At 65.8% G+C, this 17,245-nt stretch carries 15 protein-coding genes; 9 read left to right on the top strand and 6 right to left on the bottom strand.

The genetic code is table 11. The annotated features are described in order from the left end of the window. Nucleotides 1–39: 39 nt before the first annotated feature. Entirely contained in the window at nt 40–1,005 is a 966-nt protein-coding gene (locus AVAK2825_RS11955) for a LysR family transcriptional regulator (protein ID WP_284398588.1), read from the bottom strand. A gap of 86 nt (nt 1,006–1,091) precedes the next feature. Here AVAK2825_RS11955 and AVAK2825_RS11950 point away from each other — a divergent pair, with 86 nt between their 5' ends. From AVAK2825_RS11950 to AVAK2825_RS11915, 8 genes are all read left to right on the top strand, one after another. Continuing rightward, entirely contained in the window at nt 1,092–1,967 is an 876-nt protein-coding gene (locus AVAK2825_RS11950) for an amidohydrolase family protein (protein ID WP_284398584.1), read from the top strand. Between the two features lie 21 nt (nt 1,968–1,988). After that, nucleotides 1,989–2,978 (top strand): Bug family tripartite tricarboxylate transporter substrate binding protein, encoded by a 990-nt coding sequence (locus tag AVAK2825_RS11945; RefSeq protein ID WP_284398582.1) that lies wholly within the window; start codon nt 1,989–1,991, stop codon nt 2,976–2,978. A 155-nt stretch (nt 2,979–3,133) separates the two neighbouring features. Further along, entirely contained in the window at nt 3,134–6,217 is a 3,084-nt protein-coding gene (gene ydiJ / locus AVAK2825_RS11940) for a D-2-hydroxyglutarate dehydrogenase YdiJ (protein ID WP_284399030.1), read from the top strand. Between the two features lie 54 nt (nt 6,218–6,271). Continuing rightward, nucleotides 6,272–6,877 carry a TetR/AcrR family transcriptional regulator gene (locus AVAK2825_RS11935; protein WP_284398580.1) on the top strand — a complete coding sequence of 202 codons (606 nt, stop codon included), beginning with the start codon at nt 6,272–6,274 and terminating at the stop codon, nt 6,875–6,877. Between the two features lie 108 nt (nt 6,878–6,985). Continuing rightward, a complete protein-coding gene (locus tag AVAK2825_RS11930; protein WP_284398577.1) occupies nt 6,986–7,987 on the top strand; it encodes an NADP-dependent oxidoreductase in 1,002 nt (333 codons plus the stop codon). Between the two features lie 83 nt (nt 7,988–8,070). Continuing rightward, complete coding sequence (locus AVAK2825_RS11925) at nt 8,071–8,775, top strand: SDR family oxidoreductase (RefSeq protein WP_284399027.1); 705 nt, start codon at nt 8,071–8,073, stop codon at nt 8,773–8,775. A gap of 244 nt (nt 8,776–9,019) precedes the next feature. Then, nucleotides 9,020–10,432, top strand: a complete 1,413-nt coding sequence (rimO, locus tag AVAK2825_RS11920; protein WP_284398575.1) for a 30S ribosomal protein S12 methylthiotransferase RimO — start codon at nt 9,020–9,022, stop codon at nt 10,430–10,432. A gap of 230 nt (nt 10,433–10,662) precedes the next feature. After that, a complete protein-coding gene (locus AVAK2825_RS11915) occupies nt 10,663–11,979 on the top strand; it encodes an Nramp family divalent metal transporter (RefSeq protein ID WP_284399024.1) in 1,317 nt (438 codons plus the stop codon). Nucleotides 11,980–12,034: 55 nt separating this feature from the next. Here AVAK2825_RS11915 and AVAK2825_RS11910 read toward each other — a convergent pair whose 3' ends face one another. Both AVAK2825_RS11910 and AVAK2825_RS11905 read right to left on the bottom strand, forming a co-directional pair. Continuing rightward, nucleotides 12,035–12,547: a hypothetical protein gene (locus AVAK2825_RS11910; RefSeq protein ID WP_284398572.1), complete on the bottom strand. Its 513-nt coding sequence runs from the start codon at nt 12,545–12,547 to the stop codon at nt 12,035–12,037. Between the two features lie 224 nt (nt 12,548–12,771). Continuing rightward, the gene (locus AVAK2825_RS11905; RefSeq protein WP_284398570.1) at nt 12,772–13,662 is read right to left on the bottom strand and encodes a DMT family transporter; all 891 of its coding nucleotides are present in this window, start codon (nt 13,660–13,662) and stop codon (nt 12,772–12,774) included. A 159-nt stretch (nt 13,663–13,821) separates the two neighbouring features. Here AVAK2825_RS11905 and AVAK2825_RS11900 point away from each other — a divergent pair, with 159 nt between their 5' ends. Continuing rightward, complete coding sequence (locus tag AVAK2825_RS11900; protein ID WP_284398565.1) at nt 13,822–14,379, top strand: helix-turn-helix domain-containing protein; 558 nt, start codon at nt 13,822–13,824, stop codon at nt 14,377–14,379. Between the two features lie 81 nt (nt 14,380–14,460). Here the strand turns inward: AVAK2825_RS11900 and efp are convergent, their stop codons facing one another. The 3 genes from efp to AVAK2825_RS11885 form a co-directional block, all read right to left on the bottom strand. After that, entirely contained in the window at nt 14,461–15,015 is a 555-nt protein-coding gene (efp, locus tag AVAK2825_RS11895; RefSeq protein ID WP_272552191.1) for an elongation factor P, read from the bottom strand. 170 nt (nt 15,016–15,185) lie between these two features. Then, nucleotides 15,186–16,283: an elongation factor P maturation arginine rhamnosyltransferase EarP gene (gene earP, locus AVAK2825_RS11890; RefSeq protein ID WP_284398559.1), complete on the bottom strand. Its 1,098-nt coding sequence runs from the start codon at nt 16,281–16,283 to the stop codon at nt 15,186–15,188. Nucleotides 16,284–16,297: 14 nt separating this feature from the next. After that, on the bottom strand, nt 16,298–17,197 hold the full coding sequence (locus AVAK2825_RS11885; RefSeq protein ID WP_272568647.1) for a LysR family transcriptional regulator: 900 nt from the start codon (nt 17,195–17,197) through the stop codon (nt 16,298–16,300). Nucleotides 17,198–17,245 lie beyond the last annotated feature (48 nt).

Genomic DNA, 17,245 nt, shown 5'->3' with positions numbered 1-17,245 from the left:
CACCCACGCACGGGCTTTGCCGGGCGCCGCGGCGCGCCGTCAGTCCTGCACGTGGGATTTCCGGTGGGCGTCCTGGAAGATCCGGTGGATCAGTTCCCTGAACCACTTGTGCCCCGGATCGTGGTCGTTGCGGGGATGCCAGACGGCGTCGATGGACAGCGCCAGCTCCGGCAACGGCATGGGGAAGGCAACGCAGTTCGATCCGGAAAGCACGCTGTCCATCCAGTGCGCCGGCATCGCTGCGATCAGGTCGGTGGATTCGATCACCGGCACCATGCCCTGCCACGTGGGCACCTGCACCATGACCCGGCGTGCCAGGCCGCGTTCGGCCAGCAGTTCGTCCAGGATGTTGCTGCCCACCCCTGACACCTTGAGGTGCCCCAGTTCGAGGTACTTTTCCAGCGTGAGCGGAGTGGAGGCGGCAGGGTGGTCCTTTCTCATGAGCACCATCCAGCGGTCATCCAGGATGCGCCGCGAGGCCGAGAGAACGGAGTGCCCCCGCGACACCGAGAGCCTGATTTCCACCCCTTCGTATTCGACGCGGTCCGACGGCTGGCGCATCTCGAATGACTGCACCGACAGGCTGATGCCGGGCGCCACGGAACACAGCTCGGTGCACAGGCGCGGTAGCAAAAGGACCCCCACGTAGTCGGACACGCGCAGAAGAAACGTTCTGCGCGCCGTGCCGGGATCGAACGCGCCGGCCACGCCGATGGCGTTTTCGATTTCGCTGAAAGCCTTGCGGAAACGCGTCGCCAGGCGAACGGCTTCCGGGGTGGGAACCATGCCCTCTGCCGTGCGCAGCATCAGCGGGTCATTGAACTGCTCGCGCAGGCGCCGCAGTGCGTGGCTGACGGCGGAAGAGGTCAGGTTGAGCCGGGCCGCCGCCTTGGCCACGCTGCGCTCCTCCACCAGCGCCTCGAACATCACCAGCAGGTTGAGATCGATTTTGCGAAGGTTGATGACCGCGCGGTCCTGCTGGTCAGGGAGGTGAATGTTGTTCATCTTGATGATGATGGTAATGAATTTGACTAACCACCCCTGCGGCAAAAACAATCCGGTCAGCAGTTCAACCCGACCGTTTGGAATCCATGCCCATCACAGACCGCCACGGCGCAACCCATCAGGCGCCGCCTGGTGAAACAGAAAGAGTCTTTCCGAAAGGGGCGTGCGACACGCACCTTCACGTCTTCGGATCCCCCGGCGAATTTCCGTTCATCGCCGAGCGCGCCTACACCCCGCCACCCGCCACGATCGAGCAGTACTGGTCTGCCTACCGCCCTTTGGGAATGGACCGGTGCGTTCTGGTGCAGCCCAGCGTGTATGGGCGCGACCACTCGCTCTTGAAGCGGACATTGGGCGACGCGGCCGCGGGCAGCATGCGCGGCGTGGCCGTGATCTTCGAGGACACACCGGACACCGAGATGGAGGAACTTCACCGGCTGGGCGTGCGGGGGGCTCGATGCAATGCGCTGTTCAGCGGGGGCGTTTCGATCGCCAGCGTGCAGTCGATTGCCGATCGGGTGAAAGGGCTGGGTTGGCACATCCAGTTGCTCGTCGACATCGATGAAGACATTCGCCTCGTCCAGGGCCTTGCCGAGAGTGGCACGACCGTGGTGGTGGACCATTTCGGCCACCCCTCGGACTGCAGCGACATCGACAGCCGGGGCGTCCGAAGCCTGCGGAGCCTGATGCGGGAAGGGTGCGCCTGGGTCAAGTTCTCGGGCGCCTACCGGATCTCCGCGGCGGCATCCGGCGTGGACCCTGCCGTGCTGCCGCTGGCACACAGCCTGGTGCAGGCCAATCCCCACCGCATCGTCTGGGGATCGGACTGGCCCCACCCCGGCATTGACGCCACGTCCATCGCCAGCGCGGAACTGGCGAGCCTCATCACCCACTGGTTTCCCGAGGAAATCAGGCGCAAGGCGCTGGTCGACAACCCGACCCGGCTTTATTGGGAAGACTGATTTTTCTAAAAGGAGACATGCATGTTCAATCCACCAACCAGCCGCAGAGGCTTCTTGCAAGGCGCCGCATCGCTCGCGGCATGTTCCATGGCCTTCCCGGCCGGGGCCCAGAACCGCTTTCCCTGGAAGCCGATCACGCTGGTGGTGCCCTTCGCGCCCGGAGGGAATGTGGACATCGTCGCGCGCTCGCTGGGCGTGCCGTTGACCAAGTGGGTCGGGCAGTCCGTGATCGTGGACAACCGCGCGGGCGGCGGGGGCGCCGTCGGAACGAGCACGGTGGTGCGGGCCGAGGCCGACGGGCACACCTTGCTGGTGGCAACGCCCGGGCAGTTGGGCACCCTTCCGGAAATCATCAAAACGCCGTACAAGGCCGACAGCCTGGTGCCGGTGGCGGTGCTCAGCCGCACACCGGTCGTCGTGGTCGTGCGTGCCAACGACCCACGGTTCAAGACCGCGGCGGATTTCATCAAGGCCGTGAAGTCCACGAGCCAGGGCGTGACGGTCGGCCACGCGGGGCCGGGCTCTCCCAACCACCTGGCGTTGCTCCAGTTCGAGGATTCCGCCCAGGCCCAGGTCAATGCAGTGCCCTACAAAGGATCGGGGCCGGCGTTGGTGGACCTGATGGGGGGCCAGATCGACGCGGTGATCGATCAGATCACCAGCTCCACCCCGCACATCAAGGGTGGCGCGCTCCGCGCACTGATGGTGCTGGGTCCGCAGGCGGGCGGGCTGCTCGCGAGCGTGCCGACGCAGGCCCAGCTGGGCTTGCCGGTGTTCGATGCGACCACCTTCGTCGGGGTCTTCGTGCCCAAGGCGACGCCTTCCGCCAGCGTTGCCAGCCTGCATGAATGGATGACCAAATCGGTGGCCCAGCCGGAGTTCACCAACGTGATCCGGGATCTGGGCAGCGAGCCGGTGGGGGAGGGTGGGGCTGCGCTGCAACGGCTGGTGAGTGGCGAAGTCGCTTTGGCCACGCGAATGGTCAAGCAGGGACGGCTCAAAGCCGACTGAGCCTTAACGTGGGCTTTGGCGTGAGGCCCGTTCGTACCCAGCCTGTCGAGGCCACCGCTCCCGCGCCCTCTCGCCCTCTCGATGCGCCGCCTTCAACGCTTGACGGGCCACGCGGGGCAGGGCGCTTCTTTTCGTCATTGCAGGACCTGAAATTGATTGCAATCATTCCCGCCCCGGCGCCGCTGGACGGCGACTACCCGCGCTTTCTTCAGGCTTTGGCCACCGAGGGTTTCCGGGGCGAAATCACATCGCAATACGCGGACCGCACCGTTCTGGCGACAGACAACTCGATCTATCAGCGGCTGCCCCAGGCCGTGGTCTTCCCGCGGGATGCCGCGGACGTCAAAACACTCGCGAAGCTGCTCGCCAAGCCGGAGCACCGGCAGGTGGTGGTTTCTCCGCGGGGCGGCGGCACGGGCACCAACGGGCAATCCCTGACCGATGGCATCGCCGTGGATCTTTCCCGGCATCTCAACCAGATCCTGTGGATCGATCCCGTGCGCAGGGTGGCCCGGGTGCAGGCCGGCGTCGTCAAGGACCAGTTGAATGCGGCGCTGAAAGCGCATGGATTGTTCTTTGCCCCCGAGCTGTCCACCTCCAACCGCGCCACGATCGGCGGCATGATCAACACCGACGCCAGCGGCCAGGGCAGTTGCACTTACGGCAAGACCCGCGACCACGTGCAGGTGCTGGACATGGTCCTGCTGGGGGGCGTGCGGTTTGACAGCCGGTCGGTCGATGCCGGGGAACTGCCTTTGCGATTGAAGGAAAGCGGCCTGGTGGGCGATGTCTGGCGCTGCGCGCACCGGATCGCCACGGAGCATGCCGAGCTGATCGAGGCGCGCTTTCCCAAGCTCAATCGCTGCCTGACCGGCTATGACCTGGCGCACCTGAAGGAGCCCGGCGGTCGCTTCAACCTCAACAGCGTTTTGTGTGGGGCGGAGGGCTCGCTGGGCTTCGTCGTCGAGGCGGAAATCGGCCTGCTGCCCATCCCCCGCCATTCCATGCTGGTCAATGTGCGTTACGCCAGCTTCATGGACGCGCTGCGCGATGCAAGGGTGTTGATGGAGCACCGCCCGTTGTCGATTGAGACGGTCGATTCGCGGGTCTTGATGCTGGCGATGGAGGACATCGTCTGGCAGGACGTGGCGGAATACTTCCCTGCCCAGGCCGACCCGGCGCCGACGCGTGGCATCAACCTGGTCGAATTCTGCGGGGACTCGGAGGACGAGGTGCGCACTCGCGTGGCGGCCTTCACCGGGCACCTCGCCCGCAACCCCACCGTGAGCCGCATCGGGCACACCATCGCATCGGGCCGGGTGGCCGTCGAGAAGGTCTATGCCATGCGCAAGCGTGCCGTCGGCTTGCTGGGCAACGTGCAGGGCGAGGCCCGGCCCCAGCCTTTCGTCGAAGACACGGCCGTGCCGCCAGAGAAGCTCGCCGACTACATCGAAGAGTTCAGGGCATTGCTGGACCGCCATGGGCTGAGCTATGGCATGTTCGGCCACGTGGATGCGGGTGTGCTGCACGTCCGGCCTGCCCTGGATCTGAAGGACCCCGCCCATGCGGCGTTGATCCGCACCATTTCCGACGAGGTCGCCGGGCTGACCCTGAAATACGGTGGCGTGCTCTGGGGCGAGCACGGCAAGGGAGTCCGTTCCGAATACGCGCCGAAGTATTTCGGTCCCCTGTATGCCGCACTGCAGGCGCTCAAGGCGGCATTCGATCCGCACAATCAGCTCAATCCGGGAAAGATCGCCACGCCCGCAGGCCAGAGTGCCCGGCTGCTGCGCATCGATGAAGTGCCGTTGCGTGCCGACGCCGATCGACAGATCGACGAGCGGGTGTGGCAGAGCTATGCCAGCGCCGTCCATTGCAACGGCAATGGCGCTTGCTACAACTTCGATCCGGACGACGCGATGTGCCCGTCATGGAAGGCCACGCGGGAACGCAGGCACTCCCCGAAAGGGCGTGCCTCACTGCTGCGCGAGTGGCTGCGCTTGCAGGGCCAGGCGGGGGTGGATGTTCTGGCGGTGGCTGCGCGGCAACCCTCATTCCTGGCCGGATTGGCCAGGCGCTGGCGCAACAGCCGCGAACGCGCTGTCAACGGAGCGGACCGCTCCAGCGACTTTTCCCACGAGGTGTACGAGGCGATGTCCGGTTGCCTGGCGTGCAAGTCGTGCGCGGGGCAATGCCCTGTCAAGGTCAACGTTCCGGACTTCCGTGCGCGCTTTCTGGCGCTGTATCACACGCGGTATGGGAGGCCGCTGAAGGACTACCTCATCGGCTCGCTCGAATTCAGCGTTCCCTATCTGGCACGCATTCCACGGCTCTACAACAGTGCCATGTCCAATGCGCTGGTGCGCCGGATGCTGGAGCGCCATGCAGGCATGGTGGACAGCCCGTTGTTGAGCCGCTTCGACTTGCAGGCCATATTGAACCGCTGGGGCGTGCGTGGGGCCACGCCATCGTTGCTGGCCGCGCTGACGGACGCGCAACGCGCCCAGTCCGTGATCCTGGTGCAGGACGCATTCACGCGCTATTTCGAGACGCCCGTGTTTTCCGCGTTCATCGAGTTGGCGTCTCGGCTGGGGTACACGGTCTGGCTGGCCCCTTTCATGCCCAACGGCAAGCCGCTTCATGTGCTGGGCTTTCTGCAGGCCTTCGATCGAACGGCGTCCAAAAACGCGGAGATGCTTGGCGCTCTGGCATCGCATGGCGTGCCGCTGGTCGGCCTCGATCCTGCGATGACGCTCGTGTACCGCCAGGAATACGCGAAGCTGCCGTCTTTGCAAAAGCCGCCGGGCGTGCTGCTTGCGCAGGAATGGCTGCTGCAAGCCCTGCCCGTACGGGAGTCCGGATCTCCTTCGGAAGACTTTCAGCTACTGAACCACTGCACCGAAAAAACGACCGCCCCTGCCGCCGCAGCGCTGTGGCCCCAGGTCTTCGCCCGTGCCGGTTTGAAGCTCAGTCCGCGGGCCAGTGGCTGCTGCGGCATGTCGGGAACCTACGGACACGAAAGCCTGAACGTGCAGACCTCGCGCCTCATCTACTCCCAATCGTGGGGGCCGATATTGAACGCCGAGCCGGCGCGACAGACGGAGTTCCTGGCCACCGGCTATTCCTGCCGCAGCCAGGCCAAGCGGATGGACGAACGGCGCTTGCGGCATCCCGTGGAAGTCCTGCTTCAGTTCTATGCACAGTGGGAAACTTCCGCTCCTGTCGGCACGGCCTGCTGAGCGCGTGCATCCGGCCGCTTTTCACCTGCCAGTGCACAATCGGCAAAGAAATGTATGATGTCCGTCATGCGAAAAGAGAAGACCAATGCCCGGACCGCTGCCAAAGAGGCCTCGCACGAGCGCATCGTGCAGGCCGCTGCGCGCGCCATCCGGCGCAGCGGCTATGACGGCACCGGCGTGGCCGACATTATGAAAGAGGCGGGTTTGACGCACGGTGCGTTCTATGCCCATTTCGAGTCCCGCGAAGCCATGCTGGCCGAAGCGGCAGACCGTGCCGGAGCCGAAGCCAACGCTGCCGCTGCGCGCGTCGTCGCAGCCGTGCCGCCAGAGCAGTCCTTGCAAGCGCTGATGCAGGTCTATCTGTCCAAAGAGCATCTGGCGGCTATCGAGACAGGCTGCCCGGTTTCCGCCCTGGGCTCCGAGATGCCGCGCCAATCGCCCGAAGTGCGTCGCGCGGCCACGCTCCGCATCAAGGAGATGATCGATCTGGTGGCCCGTCAGTCGCCCGATTGGGGACAGCCTGGGGCCCACGAGCGCGCGTTGGTGACCGTGGCCACCATGGTGGGCACGTTGGTGCTGGCCCGTGCCGTCGATGATGCGGCGTTGTCGGAATCGCTGTGCAACGCCGCGTTGAAAAGCCTGGCCCCGTCCGGTGCGTGAGCCCACCGGGCTTTTTTTGCCCATAAATATGATGGTCATCATTTCAAAAGGCCTGCCAGCCAATGCTGCCGGGTTCGTCATTTGCACTGCATGAAAAAAGGAAACCCCATGAAAGCTTTCGTCCTGGACCGCTACGGAAAGACCGAGCGCTTGCGCGCCGCCGATGTGCCTGAGCCGGACTTGCGTGACGACGAGGTGCTGATCCAGGTTCATGCGACCGCCGTGAACCTGCTGGATGCCAAGATCCGCAATGGCGAGTTCAAGCTCATCCTGCCGTATCGCACCCCCTTCGTCCTGGGCCACGATGTGGCCGGCGTGGTGGTGCGTGTCGGACCGCGTGTCCACCAGTTCAAGGTGGGCGACGAGGTGTACGCCAGGCCCGATGACTTGCGCATCGGCACGTTCGCCGAATTCGTGGCCGTGAAGGAGGACTCGGTGGCGATGAAGCCCAGGAACCTCACCATGGAAGAGGCTGCATCCATCCCCCTGGTGGGCTTGACGGCTTGGCAGGCGCTGGTCGACAAGGCAAAGCTCAAAAAGGGGCAGAAGGTTTTCATCCAGGCAGGCTCCGGGGGCGTGGGCACGTTTGCCATCCAATTGGCCAAGTACCTGGGCGCGACGGTTGCCACCACCACCAGCACCGGCAACGTCGCTCTGGTGAAGCGCCTGGGCGCGGATGTCGTCATCGACTACAAGAACGAAGCCTTTGAAGACCACCTGAGTGGTTACGACGTGGTGCTGAACAGCCAGGATGGCAAGGCCTTGGCGAAGTCCCTGGGCGTGCTCAAGCCGGGTGGAACCCTCGTTTCCATCTCGGGGCCACCGGACCCGCGTTTCGCCGAAGACATCCAAGCCCCATGGTGGGTGAAGCAGGTGATGGGCCTCCTCAGCTCTGGCGCCCGCAGGCAAGCCCGGCGCCTCGATGTCGCCTACGCATTCCTGTTCATGAAGGCCAGCGGAAGCCAGTTGCGGCAGATCACGCCGCTGATCGAATCGGGCGCCATCCGCCCCGTGATCGACCAGGTCTTCCCCTTCGAATCCACCAACGATGCCCTGGCCTACGTCGAAAGCGGCCGAGCCAAGGGCAAGGTGGTCATCAAGGTCCGATGAGCCGTTCCATTGGAACGACATCGCACGTCCGTAAATATGACGATCGTCATTTGAAATCTCAATCCAACCCTTTGGAGCTCCCCATGCACATTGAAAACTCCGTCGTCCTCGTCACGGGCGCCAACCGCGGCATCGGCCTGGCATTTGCGCGCGAACTGCTTGCGCGCGGTGCTCGCAAGGTTTACGCCGCCGCGCGCGACGCCGCCACCGTCACATTGCCCGGCGTGCAGGCCCTGCGGCTCGACGTCACCAAGCCCGAGGAGGTCGCTGCTGCGGCCCAGCAGGCCGCCGACGTGAACCTGGTGATCAACAACGCGGGCATCGCCCAGCCGGGCGGCTTTCTGGCGCAGGACAGCGACGCGGTGGCGCGCCGCATTTTTGAAACGAACTTTTTTGGTGTGCTGAACGTGAGCAAGGCGTTTGCGCCCGTACTCCAGGCGAATGGCGGTGGCGCACTGCTCAACGTTCTGTCGGTGGCGTCGTGGGTCAATGGTGGCGAGCTGGCCGCTTATTCGGCCAGCAAGTCGGCGGCGTGGTCGTTGACCAACGCACTACGCCATGAGCTGGCCGGGCAGAAGACCCAGGTGCTGGGCCTGCACATGGCGTATGTGGACACCGACCTCACCAAGGGTTTCGAGGTCCCTAAAAGCAGCGCCGAGGAGATCGTGCAGCGTGCGCTCGACGGACTGGAGGCCGGCGCCGACGAGGTATTGGCCGATGCGCTCACCCAGCAGGTGAGGCAGGGCCTGACAGCGCCGCGCCCGGTCTACCTGCCCCAGGCACTTTGAGCCCCGGTCACACCGGCATGCCACTCAACAAACTCCCTGCCCCTGCCGTGAAGCGTGTCGCCAGCGCGTGATCAGGGCGCCCGGGGTGGGAAGCGGGGGCTTTGGAGAATCGCATGCCCGGTGCGCAGATGGCCGAGTCGACCCATGATTTCAAGGGTGGAGATGCAGCGCGGCTGAGGGCAATTCCTGGCCTCATTTACAATGTCCGGTTATCTTGCCCGCCGGGCCGTCCTGCGAAACCCAAATGAAATCAGATACTTACGATGAAATCGCGACGCCAGAGACGATGAAGGTCCCCAAGGTAGGCTTCGTCAGTCTTGGCTGCCCCAAAGCCCTGACCGACTCCGAACTGATCCTCACGCAGCTGAGCGCCGAGGGCTACCAGACCTCCAAGACTTTCGAAGGTGCCGATCTCGTCATCGTCAACACCTGCGGCTTCATCGACGATGCGGTCAAGGAAAGCCTGGACACCATCGGCGAGGCGCTGGCCGAGAACGGCAAGGTCATCGTCACCGGCTGCCTGGGTGCGCGGTCCGGCGACGGTGGCGGGAACCTGGTGCGGCAAATGCACCCCAGCGTGCTGGCCGTCACCGGCCCCCATGCCACGCAGGAGGTGATGGATGCCGTCCACCTCAACCTGCCCAAGCCGCACGACCCGTTCATCGACCTGGTGCCGGGCAGCTTCGGCGTGGCGGGCATCAAGCTCACGCCCAAGCACTACGCATACCTCAAGATCAGCGAGGGCTGCAACCACCGCTGCACCTTCTGCATCATCCCTTCCATGCGCGGCGACCTCGTCTCGCGTCCCATCGGCGATGTGCTGAGCGAGGCCAAGGCTTTGTTCGAAGGCGGCGTGAAGGAACTGCTGGTCATCAGCCAGGACACCTCGGCGTTCGGCGTCGATGTGAAGTACCGCACGGGTTTCTGGGACGGCAAGCCCGTCAAGACCCGCATGCTGGAGCTGGTGCAAACCCTGGGCGAGATCGCCGAACCCTACGGCGCCTGGGTGCGCCTGCACTACGTTTACCCCTACCCGAGCGTCGATGAGGTCATCCCCCTCATGGCCACGGGCAAGGTGCTGCCGTACCTGGACGTGCCGTTCCAGCACAGCCACCCGGACGTGCTCAAGCGCATGAAGCGCCCCGCCAGCGGCGAGCGCAATCTGGAGCGCATCCAGCGCTGGCGCGAGACCTGTCCCGAAATCGTCATCCGCAGCACCTTCATCGCCGGCTTTCCGGGCGAGACCGAAGAAGAGTTCCAGCACCTCCTGGACTTCGTGCGTGAGGCTCAGATCGACCGTGCAGGTTGCTTCGCCTACAGCGACGTGAACGGCGCGGTGGCCAATGAACTGCCCGGCATGCTGCCGATGGAATTGCGCGAAGAGCGCCGCGCACGCTTCATGGCCGTGGCCGAGGAAGTGTCCGCCGCCAAGCTGCGCAGCCGCGTGGGCGCCACCATGCAGGTGCTGGTCGACTCCGCCCCCGCGCTGGGCAGAAAGGGCGGCACCGGCCGCACCTATGCCGATGCGCCCGAGATCGACGGCGTGGTGCACCTGCTGCCGCCTGAGAAGATCAGCAAGACGATGAAGGTGGGCGAGTTCACCCGGGCCCGCATCGTCGGCACGCAGGGACACGATCTGGTCGCACTTCCGATCTGACCGGAAGAAGGGGCCGTGAGGCCCGCGCGGGCGGGTCGCCGCGGCGGGCGCGGGCCTGACGGCAGGTACCGCCCATCGCGCCATGCCATGGCGGCGATTGATCACTCGCCGCATAGCCCGAGCGCGCCGCCGTGGCAACCCCACGCCGTCTATCTGCGCAATAGGCGCAGCGCCATGCCGTTGCGTGCCTGCTGCGGGGCCGGGCTACGTATCATCGACCTCCCATGCCCATGTTCCCCTTGCCGCGCACCGCCACCGCGCCTTTCTGCCCGTCCGAAGTCAAGGGCAGCGTCCAGGTGGGCCCCAGCCTCCCGTTTTCCAAAAAGCTGCTGCGCTATGCAGGGCCGGGCCTGCTGGTCTCGGTGGGCTACATGGACCCCGGCAATTGGGCGACGGACATCGAGGCGGGCTCGCGCTTCGGCTACGGGCTGCTCTTCGTCGTGCTGCTGGCAAGCCTCGCCGCCATGCTGCTGCAGACCCTGTGCGTGCGTCTGGGGCTGGTGGCGCGCCGGGACCTGGCCCAGTTGTGCCGCGAGCGCTATTCTCCCGCCGTGAACCGGTGCCTCTGGCTGGGGGCGGAACTGGCGATCGTGGCCTGCGACCTGGCCGAGGTGCTGGGCAGCGCGCTGGCGCTGCACCTGCTGTTCGGCGTGTCGATTCCGGTGGGCATCGCCATCACCGCCTTCGACACCGTGCTGGTGCTGGGCTTGCAGGGCGCGGGGTTCCGGCGGGTGGAGGCCATCGTGCTGGCGCTGGTGGCCACCATCGCCGCGTGCTTTGCGGTGGAGCTGGCGTTCTCGCAGCCGATCTGGTCGCAGGTGGCAATGGGCTTCGTGCCCAGCCTGGAGCGGCTGCAGCAGCCCGGGGCGCTGTACCTGGCCATCGGCATCGTGGGCGCCACGGTCATGCCGCACAACCTGTACCTGCACTCGTCCATCGTGCAGACCCGGCTGGTGGCCGACACCGATGCGGCGCGGCGCGAGGCCATTCGTTTCTGCACCTGGGATGCCGTGGTGTCGCTGTCGCTCGCGCTGCTGGTGAACGCGGCCATCATGGTGCTGGCCGCCAGTGCCTTCCACCATAGCGGCCACCGCGACGTGGCCGACATCGCCGACGCGTACCACCTCATCGAACCCCTGGTGGGCAGCGCCCTCGCGGCCGCGCTCTTCGGCATCGCGCTGCTGGCCTCGGGCCAGAGCTCGACCTTCACGGGCACCATCGCCGGACAGATCGTGATGGAAGGGTTCCTGGATCTCAAGATTCCCTGCTGGCAGCGGCGCCTCATCACGCGGGGGCTGGCGCTGGTGCCGGCTTTCATGGGCGTGTGGTGGCTGGGCGATGCGGGTGTGGGCAAGATGCTGGTGCTCAGCCAGGTGGTGCTGAGCTTTCAGCTGCCCTTCGCGATGTGGCCGCTGATCCGGTTCAGCAGCAGCCCCGAGGTGATGGGCCGCTTTGCCACCGGACGGACCCTCCGGCTGGCGGCCTGGGGGCTGTTCGCCGTGATCTCGCTGGCGAACCTCTGGCTGGTGACGGCGGTGTTCGGCTGAGAGAGGCCGCTTCCGCCAGAAGCTGCCGCTGCGGCCCCCTGCTTGATTGGTCGGCTCAGTTGGTGGGATAGGCCGTCAGCAGGATCCATTTGCCGCCGACCACTTCGAAGTCGAGCTGGATGTTGGAGAACTGCGATTTCGTCTTGGTGGTGCATTCGCCGTTGGCGTTGGCAGCGGTGCAGTTGAAGCCGCCGATCAGGTCTTTTTTCAGCACGCTGTAGACCGTCACCTTCTGCCGTGCATGCGTGCCGGAGCAGTCGACGGCCGTGCCCTTGTATTTTTTCGGGTCCTGGTAGTTGTTCCAGAAGCCGCTGTATTCCCCCACGCTGGAGAACAGCGTCTTGTCCTTCTGGCTGGAGCCCTTGGGCGGCGTCGCGCCGAAGACGTGCTGGTTGAGGTGGCCGCCATCGGCGTTGTTGTTGGCCGAGACGGCGCTGTGCTGCACGGTCGCGATGGCGCGGCATTCCACGGCGTGGGCGGTGCGGCTGAGGCCTGGGGCCATGAGCAGCGCGGCCATGGCGGACAGCGCCAAGGGGGTGGTGGACGAAAAAAAGCGGATCGAATGCATGCGGGCTCCCTGGATGTTATGTAAGGAAATCATTGCCAGAAGGCCTTGCAATTGCCCACCCCAAGCCCCTGTGCCATGGCGGGCCTGGATGCTGGCAAGGGGTGCGCGCCTGTCGGCCTTCCGGTGGCTCCATTCTGGAAAGACTCCCCTTGCAGCGCTCTGAAGATTGCGTGAATCCTCCTGAAATGGGCTGAAGCGCGGCAGCGCACGCTTCGTGCGCGTGGCTATCGCGGCGCTGGGTGGCGTGCGGCCATGCGCCATCCAAAGTTCATCCCTGCCACGGCCATGAGGATGGCGACGGCGCCACCGACCTGCATCGGGCTCAGCCGATGGCCGAAGGCCCACGCGTCCACCCCGATGGCCACGATGGGATAGATGAACGACAGAACGCCCACCATCGACGTCGATAACTTCTGTATGGCGCTGTACAGGAGCGTGGACATCAGGCCCGTGTGAATGAATCCGATCGCCAGCAGCAAACCCCAGGTGGGTAGCGTCGATCCGCCCGTCGGGGCCTGGGCGAACGGCAGCAAAAGCAGGGTGCCGACGATCAGCTGGATCAGGACGATCAGCCGGGGCGGCACGCCGCTCAGCCTTTTGGTGATTGCGGCCGCCATGGCGTAGAAGAACGCGGCGGCCAGTGCCAGTCCGACGCCTTCCAGGTAGCCGGAGGGCAGCGCGCCCCACTGTCCACCGCCCACGACGATGAGCACGAGGCCGCCGAACGCGATGCCCAGCCATCCTGCCTGCGACGCGGTCAGCTTTTCTCCGAAGAACAGCGCCCCCAGCGCCACGAGCATGAAGGGCTGGGTGTGGTAGGTCACCGTGGCAATCGCGATGGATGCGTGCGAGTAGGCGGCAAACAGCAGGCCCCAGCTGGCCGCCAGGGCGATGCCGCCGAGTGAGGCCATGCCGGCTTGCCTGCGGCCGATGTTCCATCGCTCCGGCTGGCCCGGACGGAGACAGAGCATCAGCAGCGCCACGGCACCGAACGCGCAGCGCCAGAAGACCACTGCGCCGGCAAGCATTCCGGTCTGCAGCACCAGCCAGCCCACCGTGCCGGCGATGACCATGGCGGTGGTCATCTCCAGCGTCCCTGCCGTTTTCGGATGCATGGATCGTTGCCTGTGTGGATTGCCCAGTCGCCTGGGCAAGGGATCGGAAGGAAGCGGTTCGTTCTTTAAAAAGAACGAACGAGCGGTATGATGAACCTGCTTCATTCGTTCGTCAAGTCGAACGATTGTTCTTTTTTGATGAGATAGGATGACCATCCCTTGACCACCAGTCCTTCACCCATCCGCCTGTTGGCCGCGGCCGTGCGCCGCGAGCGCGAGCGCCTCGGCCTGTCCGTGTCGGAACTCGCCAAACGGGCGGCCATCGCCAAATCGACGCTCTCCCAGCTGGAGGCGGGCGTCGGCAATCCGAGCCTGGAAACGCTCTGGGCGCTCGCCACGGCGCTGGATGTGCAGGTGACGCAATTGATCGCCCAGCCCAGAACCCATGTGCAGGTCATCCGGGCCCATGAGGGGGTGGCGCTGGCTTCGGAGCAGGCGAACTACGCGGCGACCTTGCTGGCGGTGTGCCCTGCCGGCGTGCAGCGCGATCTCTACCGCCTGTCGGTCCAGCCCGGCGCACCCAGGACTTCCGAGCGCCATTTGCCGGGCACGGTGGAGCACGTCGTCCTGTGCAGCGGACGCGCCCGGCTGGGGCCGGTCGGCCATCTGGTGGAACTCGGCCCGGGGGACTATGCCAGCTACTCGGCGGATGAAACGCATGTGTTCGAAGCGCTGGAGCCTCAGACGACGGCGGTCATGCTGATCGAGCACACATGACATGGACTGGCCCAGCGGAAATGAAAAAGGGCACCGGCCGAAGCGGGTGCCCTTTGGGGATCGAAACTCGATCCGGATCGATCAGACGCGCTTGCGGTACTCGCCCGTGCGGGTGTCGATTTCGATCTTGTCGCCCTGGCTCACGAACAGGGGCACGGGCACTTCGAAGCCGGTGGCGATCTTGGCGGGCTTGAGCACCTTGCCGGACGTGTCGCCCTTGACGGCGGGTTCCGTCCAGGTGACTTCGCGTTCCACGCTGGTGGGCAGTTCGACCGAGATGGCCTTGCCGTCGTAGAACACCACTTCGACGGTCATGCCGTCTTCCAGGTAGTTCAGTGCGTCGCCCATGTTCTCGGCTTCGACTTCGTACTGGTTGAATTCGGTGTCCATGCAGACGTACATCGGGTCGGCAAAGTAGGAGTAGGTGCACTCCTTCTTGTCCAGGATGACGTTGTCGATCTTGTCGTCGGCCTTGAACACGTTTTCGGTACCGAAGTTGCCGATCAGGCTCTTGAGCTTCATGCGGACCGTGGCGGCGCCGCGGCCGCCGCGTGCGTATTCGGTCTTCAGGACGACCATCGGGTCCTTGCCGTGCATGATCACATTGCCGGCGCGGATTTCTTGAGCGATTTTCATAGCAGATTGCTGGGCTGGGGTTGAAGCCGCTCTACGCGCCGGGGCGCTGCGGGCGCTGCCTGAGGGGTGCAGCGCAAGGTCCGAGCGCCAGCGCATGTTCCGCGGCGGGATGCGCCGGCCGGTCACTTCGTCAGAAAGTGCCGCCTTGGGTTGGCGCAAAACCATGGATTTTAGCTTTTTTCGGCAACGAACCCCAGCAGTTGGGTCAACAGATCGTCCTGCGCGAGCAGCCGTGCGCGGGCTGCCTGCACGGTCGCGCGCCATTCCTGCAGCGTGGCGGCGTCCAGGGCGGGCAGGGGGCCGTCCTGTTCGAGTCCGTTCCACAGCGCGTGGAACCGCCGCAGCGAAGGCGGCGCCTGGAGCCAGTCGAGGAACGCGTGCAGCTTGGCATGGTGGGCCTGGTCGTCCTGGGGGTAGATGTGCCACACGAAGGGCTGGCCGGCCCACAGGGCGCGCACCAGCGAGTCCTCGCCGCGCACGCAGTTGAAATCGCAGGCCCACAGCATCTCGTCGAACGCCGGCTGGGGGCAGGGCGCGAGGTATGAAATCGATAGCGGACTGCCGGCGTCTTGATTGCGCTGGAGGCCAATTCGGTCCTGATTGTCCAGCGCCTGGACGGCTGCCATTGCGCGGCCGGGGGTGACGAGCAAATGGGCGCCGGCATGCTGCCGCAACCGGTCGAGCAGCGAAGGCAAGGCGGGTGGCTCGTAGCAAAACAGCGAAACGGCGAAGGCCCCGGCCGCCACGCCATGGCGGGCACGCCAGCCGGCGCGGTCGAAGGCGGCCTGGCGGTCCATCAACCCCGGTTCGCGCAACAGCCCGCCCGTGCGGCGGGTGAACCCGGGGTAGAAGAACCAGCGCGTGCAGCCCGCGCCGGGGCCCGACATCAGCAGGGAGGGCAGGCGGTGGCTGCGCTCCACATAGCTTTCGGCGCTGAGGTACTCCAGGTTGATCCAAAGGCGTTTTTGGCCCGATGCCCTAGTGGAATTTGCCATGGATGCTATGAAATCAGGAGCAATCTCGCAACCGAACGCCTCGATGACCACATCGCCCGCGCCGTCGGGCGGGGCCTGCGCAGGCCAGGGCAGGACCTGTACGCCCGGTGCGCCGGCAGGGGCCATCCAGCCCAGCGCGGTGGCGTCGTCCGTCCACAGGCGCACGGCGTGGCCCCGCCCGGCCAGGTCGGCGGCGAGGCGCCAGCACACGCCGATGTCGCCGTAGTTGTCGATGACCTGGCAGAACAGGTCCCAGCGCAGGGGGGAGGCCATGGGGTGCGCAGGGCTCATGCGCCACCCCCGGCCGGTGCCCGAAGATGCTCCACCAGCAGTTGCGCCACGCGCGAGAGCGGCTCCCCGGACCGCACGCACAGCGACAGCTGCCGGTGCGCCCACGGCTCGGCCAGGGTGATGGGCCGCAGGGCCAGGGTGGCGCGGTACAACTGGGCGCTGCCGCGGGGCAGCACGCCCACGCCCAGGCCCGCGGACACCATGAGGCACAGCGCGTCGTAGCTGGTCACCTGGATGCGCAGCTTGAGCGGCAGGCCCGCTTCGGCCGCCGCGCGGGTGAGCTGGTTGTTGATGGCGCTGCCCGGGTGCACGCCCACGAAGTCGAACGGCAACGCATCGGCCAGCCGCACCGAGCGCCGCCGGGCCAGCGGATGGCCGGCGGGGGCGATCAGCACCAGTTCGTCGGTGCGGTAGGGCAGCAGGGCGACGCGCTCTCCGTAGCTGCCGTGGTTGAGGATGCCCACGTCCGCCGCGTTCTCGGCCACCGAATGGGCGATGGCGCTGCTGATCTGCTCCTGCAGCCGCACCTGGACCTGCGGGTGCGCGGCCATGAAGGCCGGCAGCTCGGCCGGCAGGAACTGGGTGATGGCCGAGATGTTGGCCACCACGCGCACGTGGCCCCGCACCCCGGCGCGAAAGTCGCGCATCTGCAGGGCGATGCCATCGAGTTCGTTGAGCACGCCGCGCGCCATGTTCAGCAGCGCATAGGCCGCGTCGGTGGGCTCGGTACCCCGGTTGCTGCGGCTGAAAAGCTCCACCTGCAGGGTGCCCTCCAACTCGGCCAGGCGCCGGCTGGCGGCTGACGGGGCGATGTGCTCGCGCGCCGCGGCGCGGGCGATGGCGTTTTCTTCCATCACCGCCACGAACAGGCGCAGGGAAACCGGGTCGAGCTTCATGGGCGCCGATGGTACTGCCGCCGGGCAGCCGGCCATGCCGGTTTGCGA

This window comes from Acidovorax sp. SUPP2825 (genome assembly GCF_030158995.1).
Lineage (GTDB): Bacteria > Pseudomonadota > Gammaproteobacteria > Burkholderiales > Burkholderiaceae_C > Paracidovorax.
This window is presented reverse-complemented; position numbering and strand designations above follow the sequence as displayed.

What these genes read in the sequence shown, in the direction of transcription:
- AVAK2825_RS11925 (WP_284399027.1), top strand. Translation starts at nt 8,071, where the DNA reads ATGCACATTGAAAACTCCGTCGTCCTCGTCACGGGCGCCAACCGCGGC.
- AVAK2825_RS11910 (WP_284398572.1), bottom strand. Translation starts at nt 12,547, where the DNA reads ATGCATTCGATCCGCTTTTTTTCGTCCACCACCCCCTTGGCGCTGTCC.
- AVAK2825_RS11930 (WP_284398577.1), top strand. Translation starts at nt 6,986, where the DNA reads ATGAAAGCTTTCGTCCTGGACCGCTACGGAAAGACCGAGCGCTTGCGC.
- AVAK2825_RS11885 (WP_272568647.1), bottom strand. Translation starts at nt 17,197, where the DNA reads ATGAAGCTCGACCCGGTTTCCCTGCGCCTGTTCGTGGCGGTGATGGAA.
- rimO (WP_284398575.1), top strand. Translation starts at nt 9,020, where the DNA reads ATGAAATCAGATACTTACGATGAAATCGCGACGCCAGAGACGATGAAG.
- efp (WP_272552191.1), bottom strand. Translation starts at nt 15,015, where the DNA reads ATGAAAATCGCTCAAGAAATCCGCGCCGGCAATGTGATCATGCACGGC.
- AVAK2825_RS11950 (WP_284398584.1), top strand. Translation starts at nt 1,092, where the DNA reads ATGCCCATCACAGACCGCCACGGCGCAACCCATCAGGCGCCGCCTGGT.
- AVAK2825_RS11955 (WP_284398588.1), bottom strand. Translation starts at nt 1,005, where the DNA reads ATGAACAACATTCACCTCCCTGACCAGCAGGACCGCGCGGTCATCAAC.
- earP (WP_284398559.1), bottom strand. Translation starts at nt 16,283, where the DNA reads ATGGCCTCCCCCCTGCGCTGGGACCTGTTCTGCCAGGTCATCGACAAC.
- AVAK2825_RS11915 (WP_284399024.1), top strand. Translation starts at nt 10,663, where the DNA reads ATGTTCCCCTTGCCGCGCACCGCCACCGCGCCTTTCTGCCCGTCCGAA.
- AVAK2825_RS11905 (WP_284398570.1), bottom strand. Translation starts at nt 13,662, where the DNA reads ATGCATCCGAAAACGGCAGGGACGCTGGAGATGACCACCGCCATGGTC.
- AVAK2825_RS11935 (WP_284398580.1), top strand. Translation starts at nt 6,272, where the DNA reads ATGATGTCCGTCATGCGAAAAGAGAAGACCAATGCCCGGACCGCTGCC.
- AVAK2825_RS11945 (WP_284398582.1), top strand. Translation starts at nt 1,989, where the DNA reads ATGTTCAATCCACCAACCAGCCGCAGAGGCTTCTTGCAAGGCGCCGCA.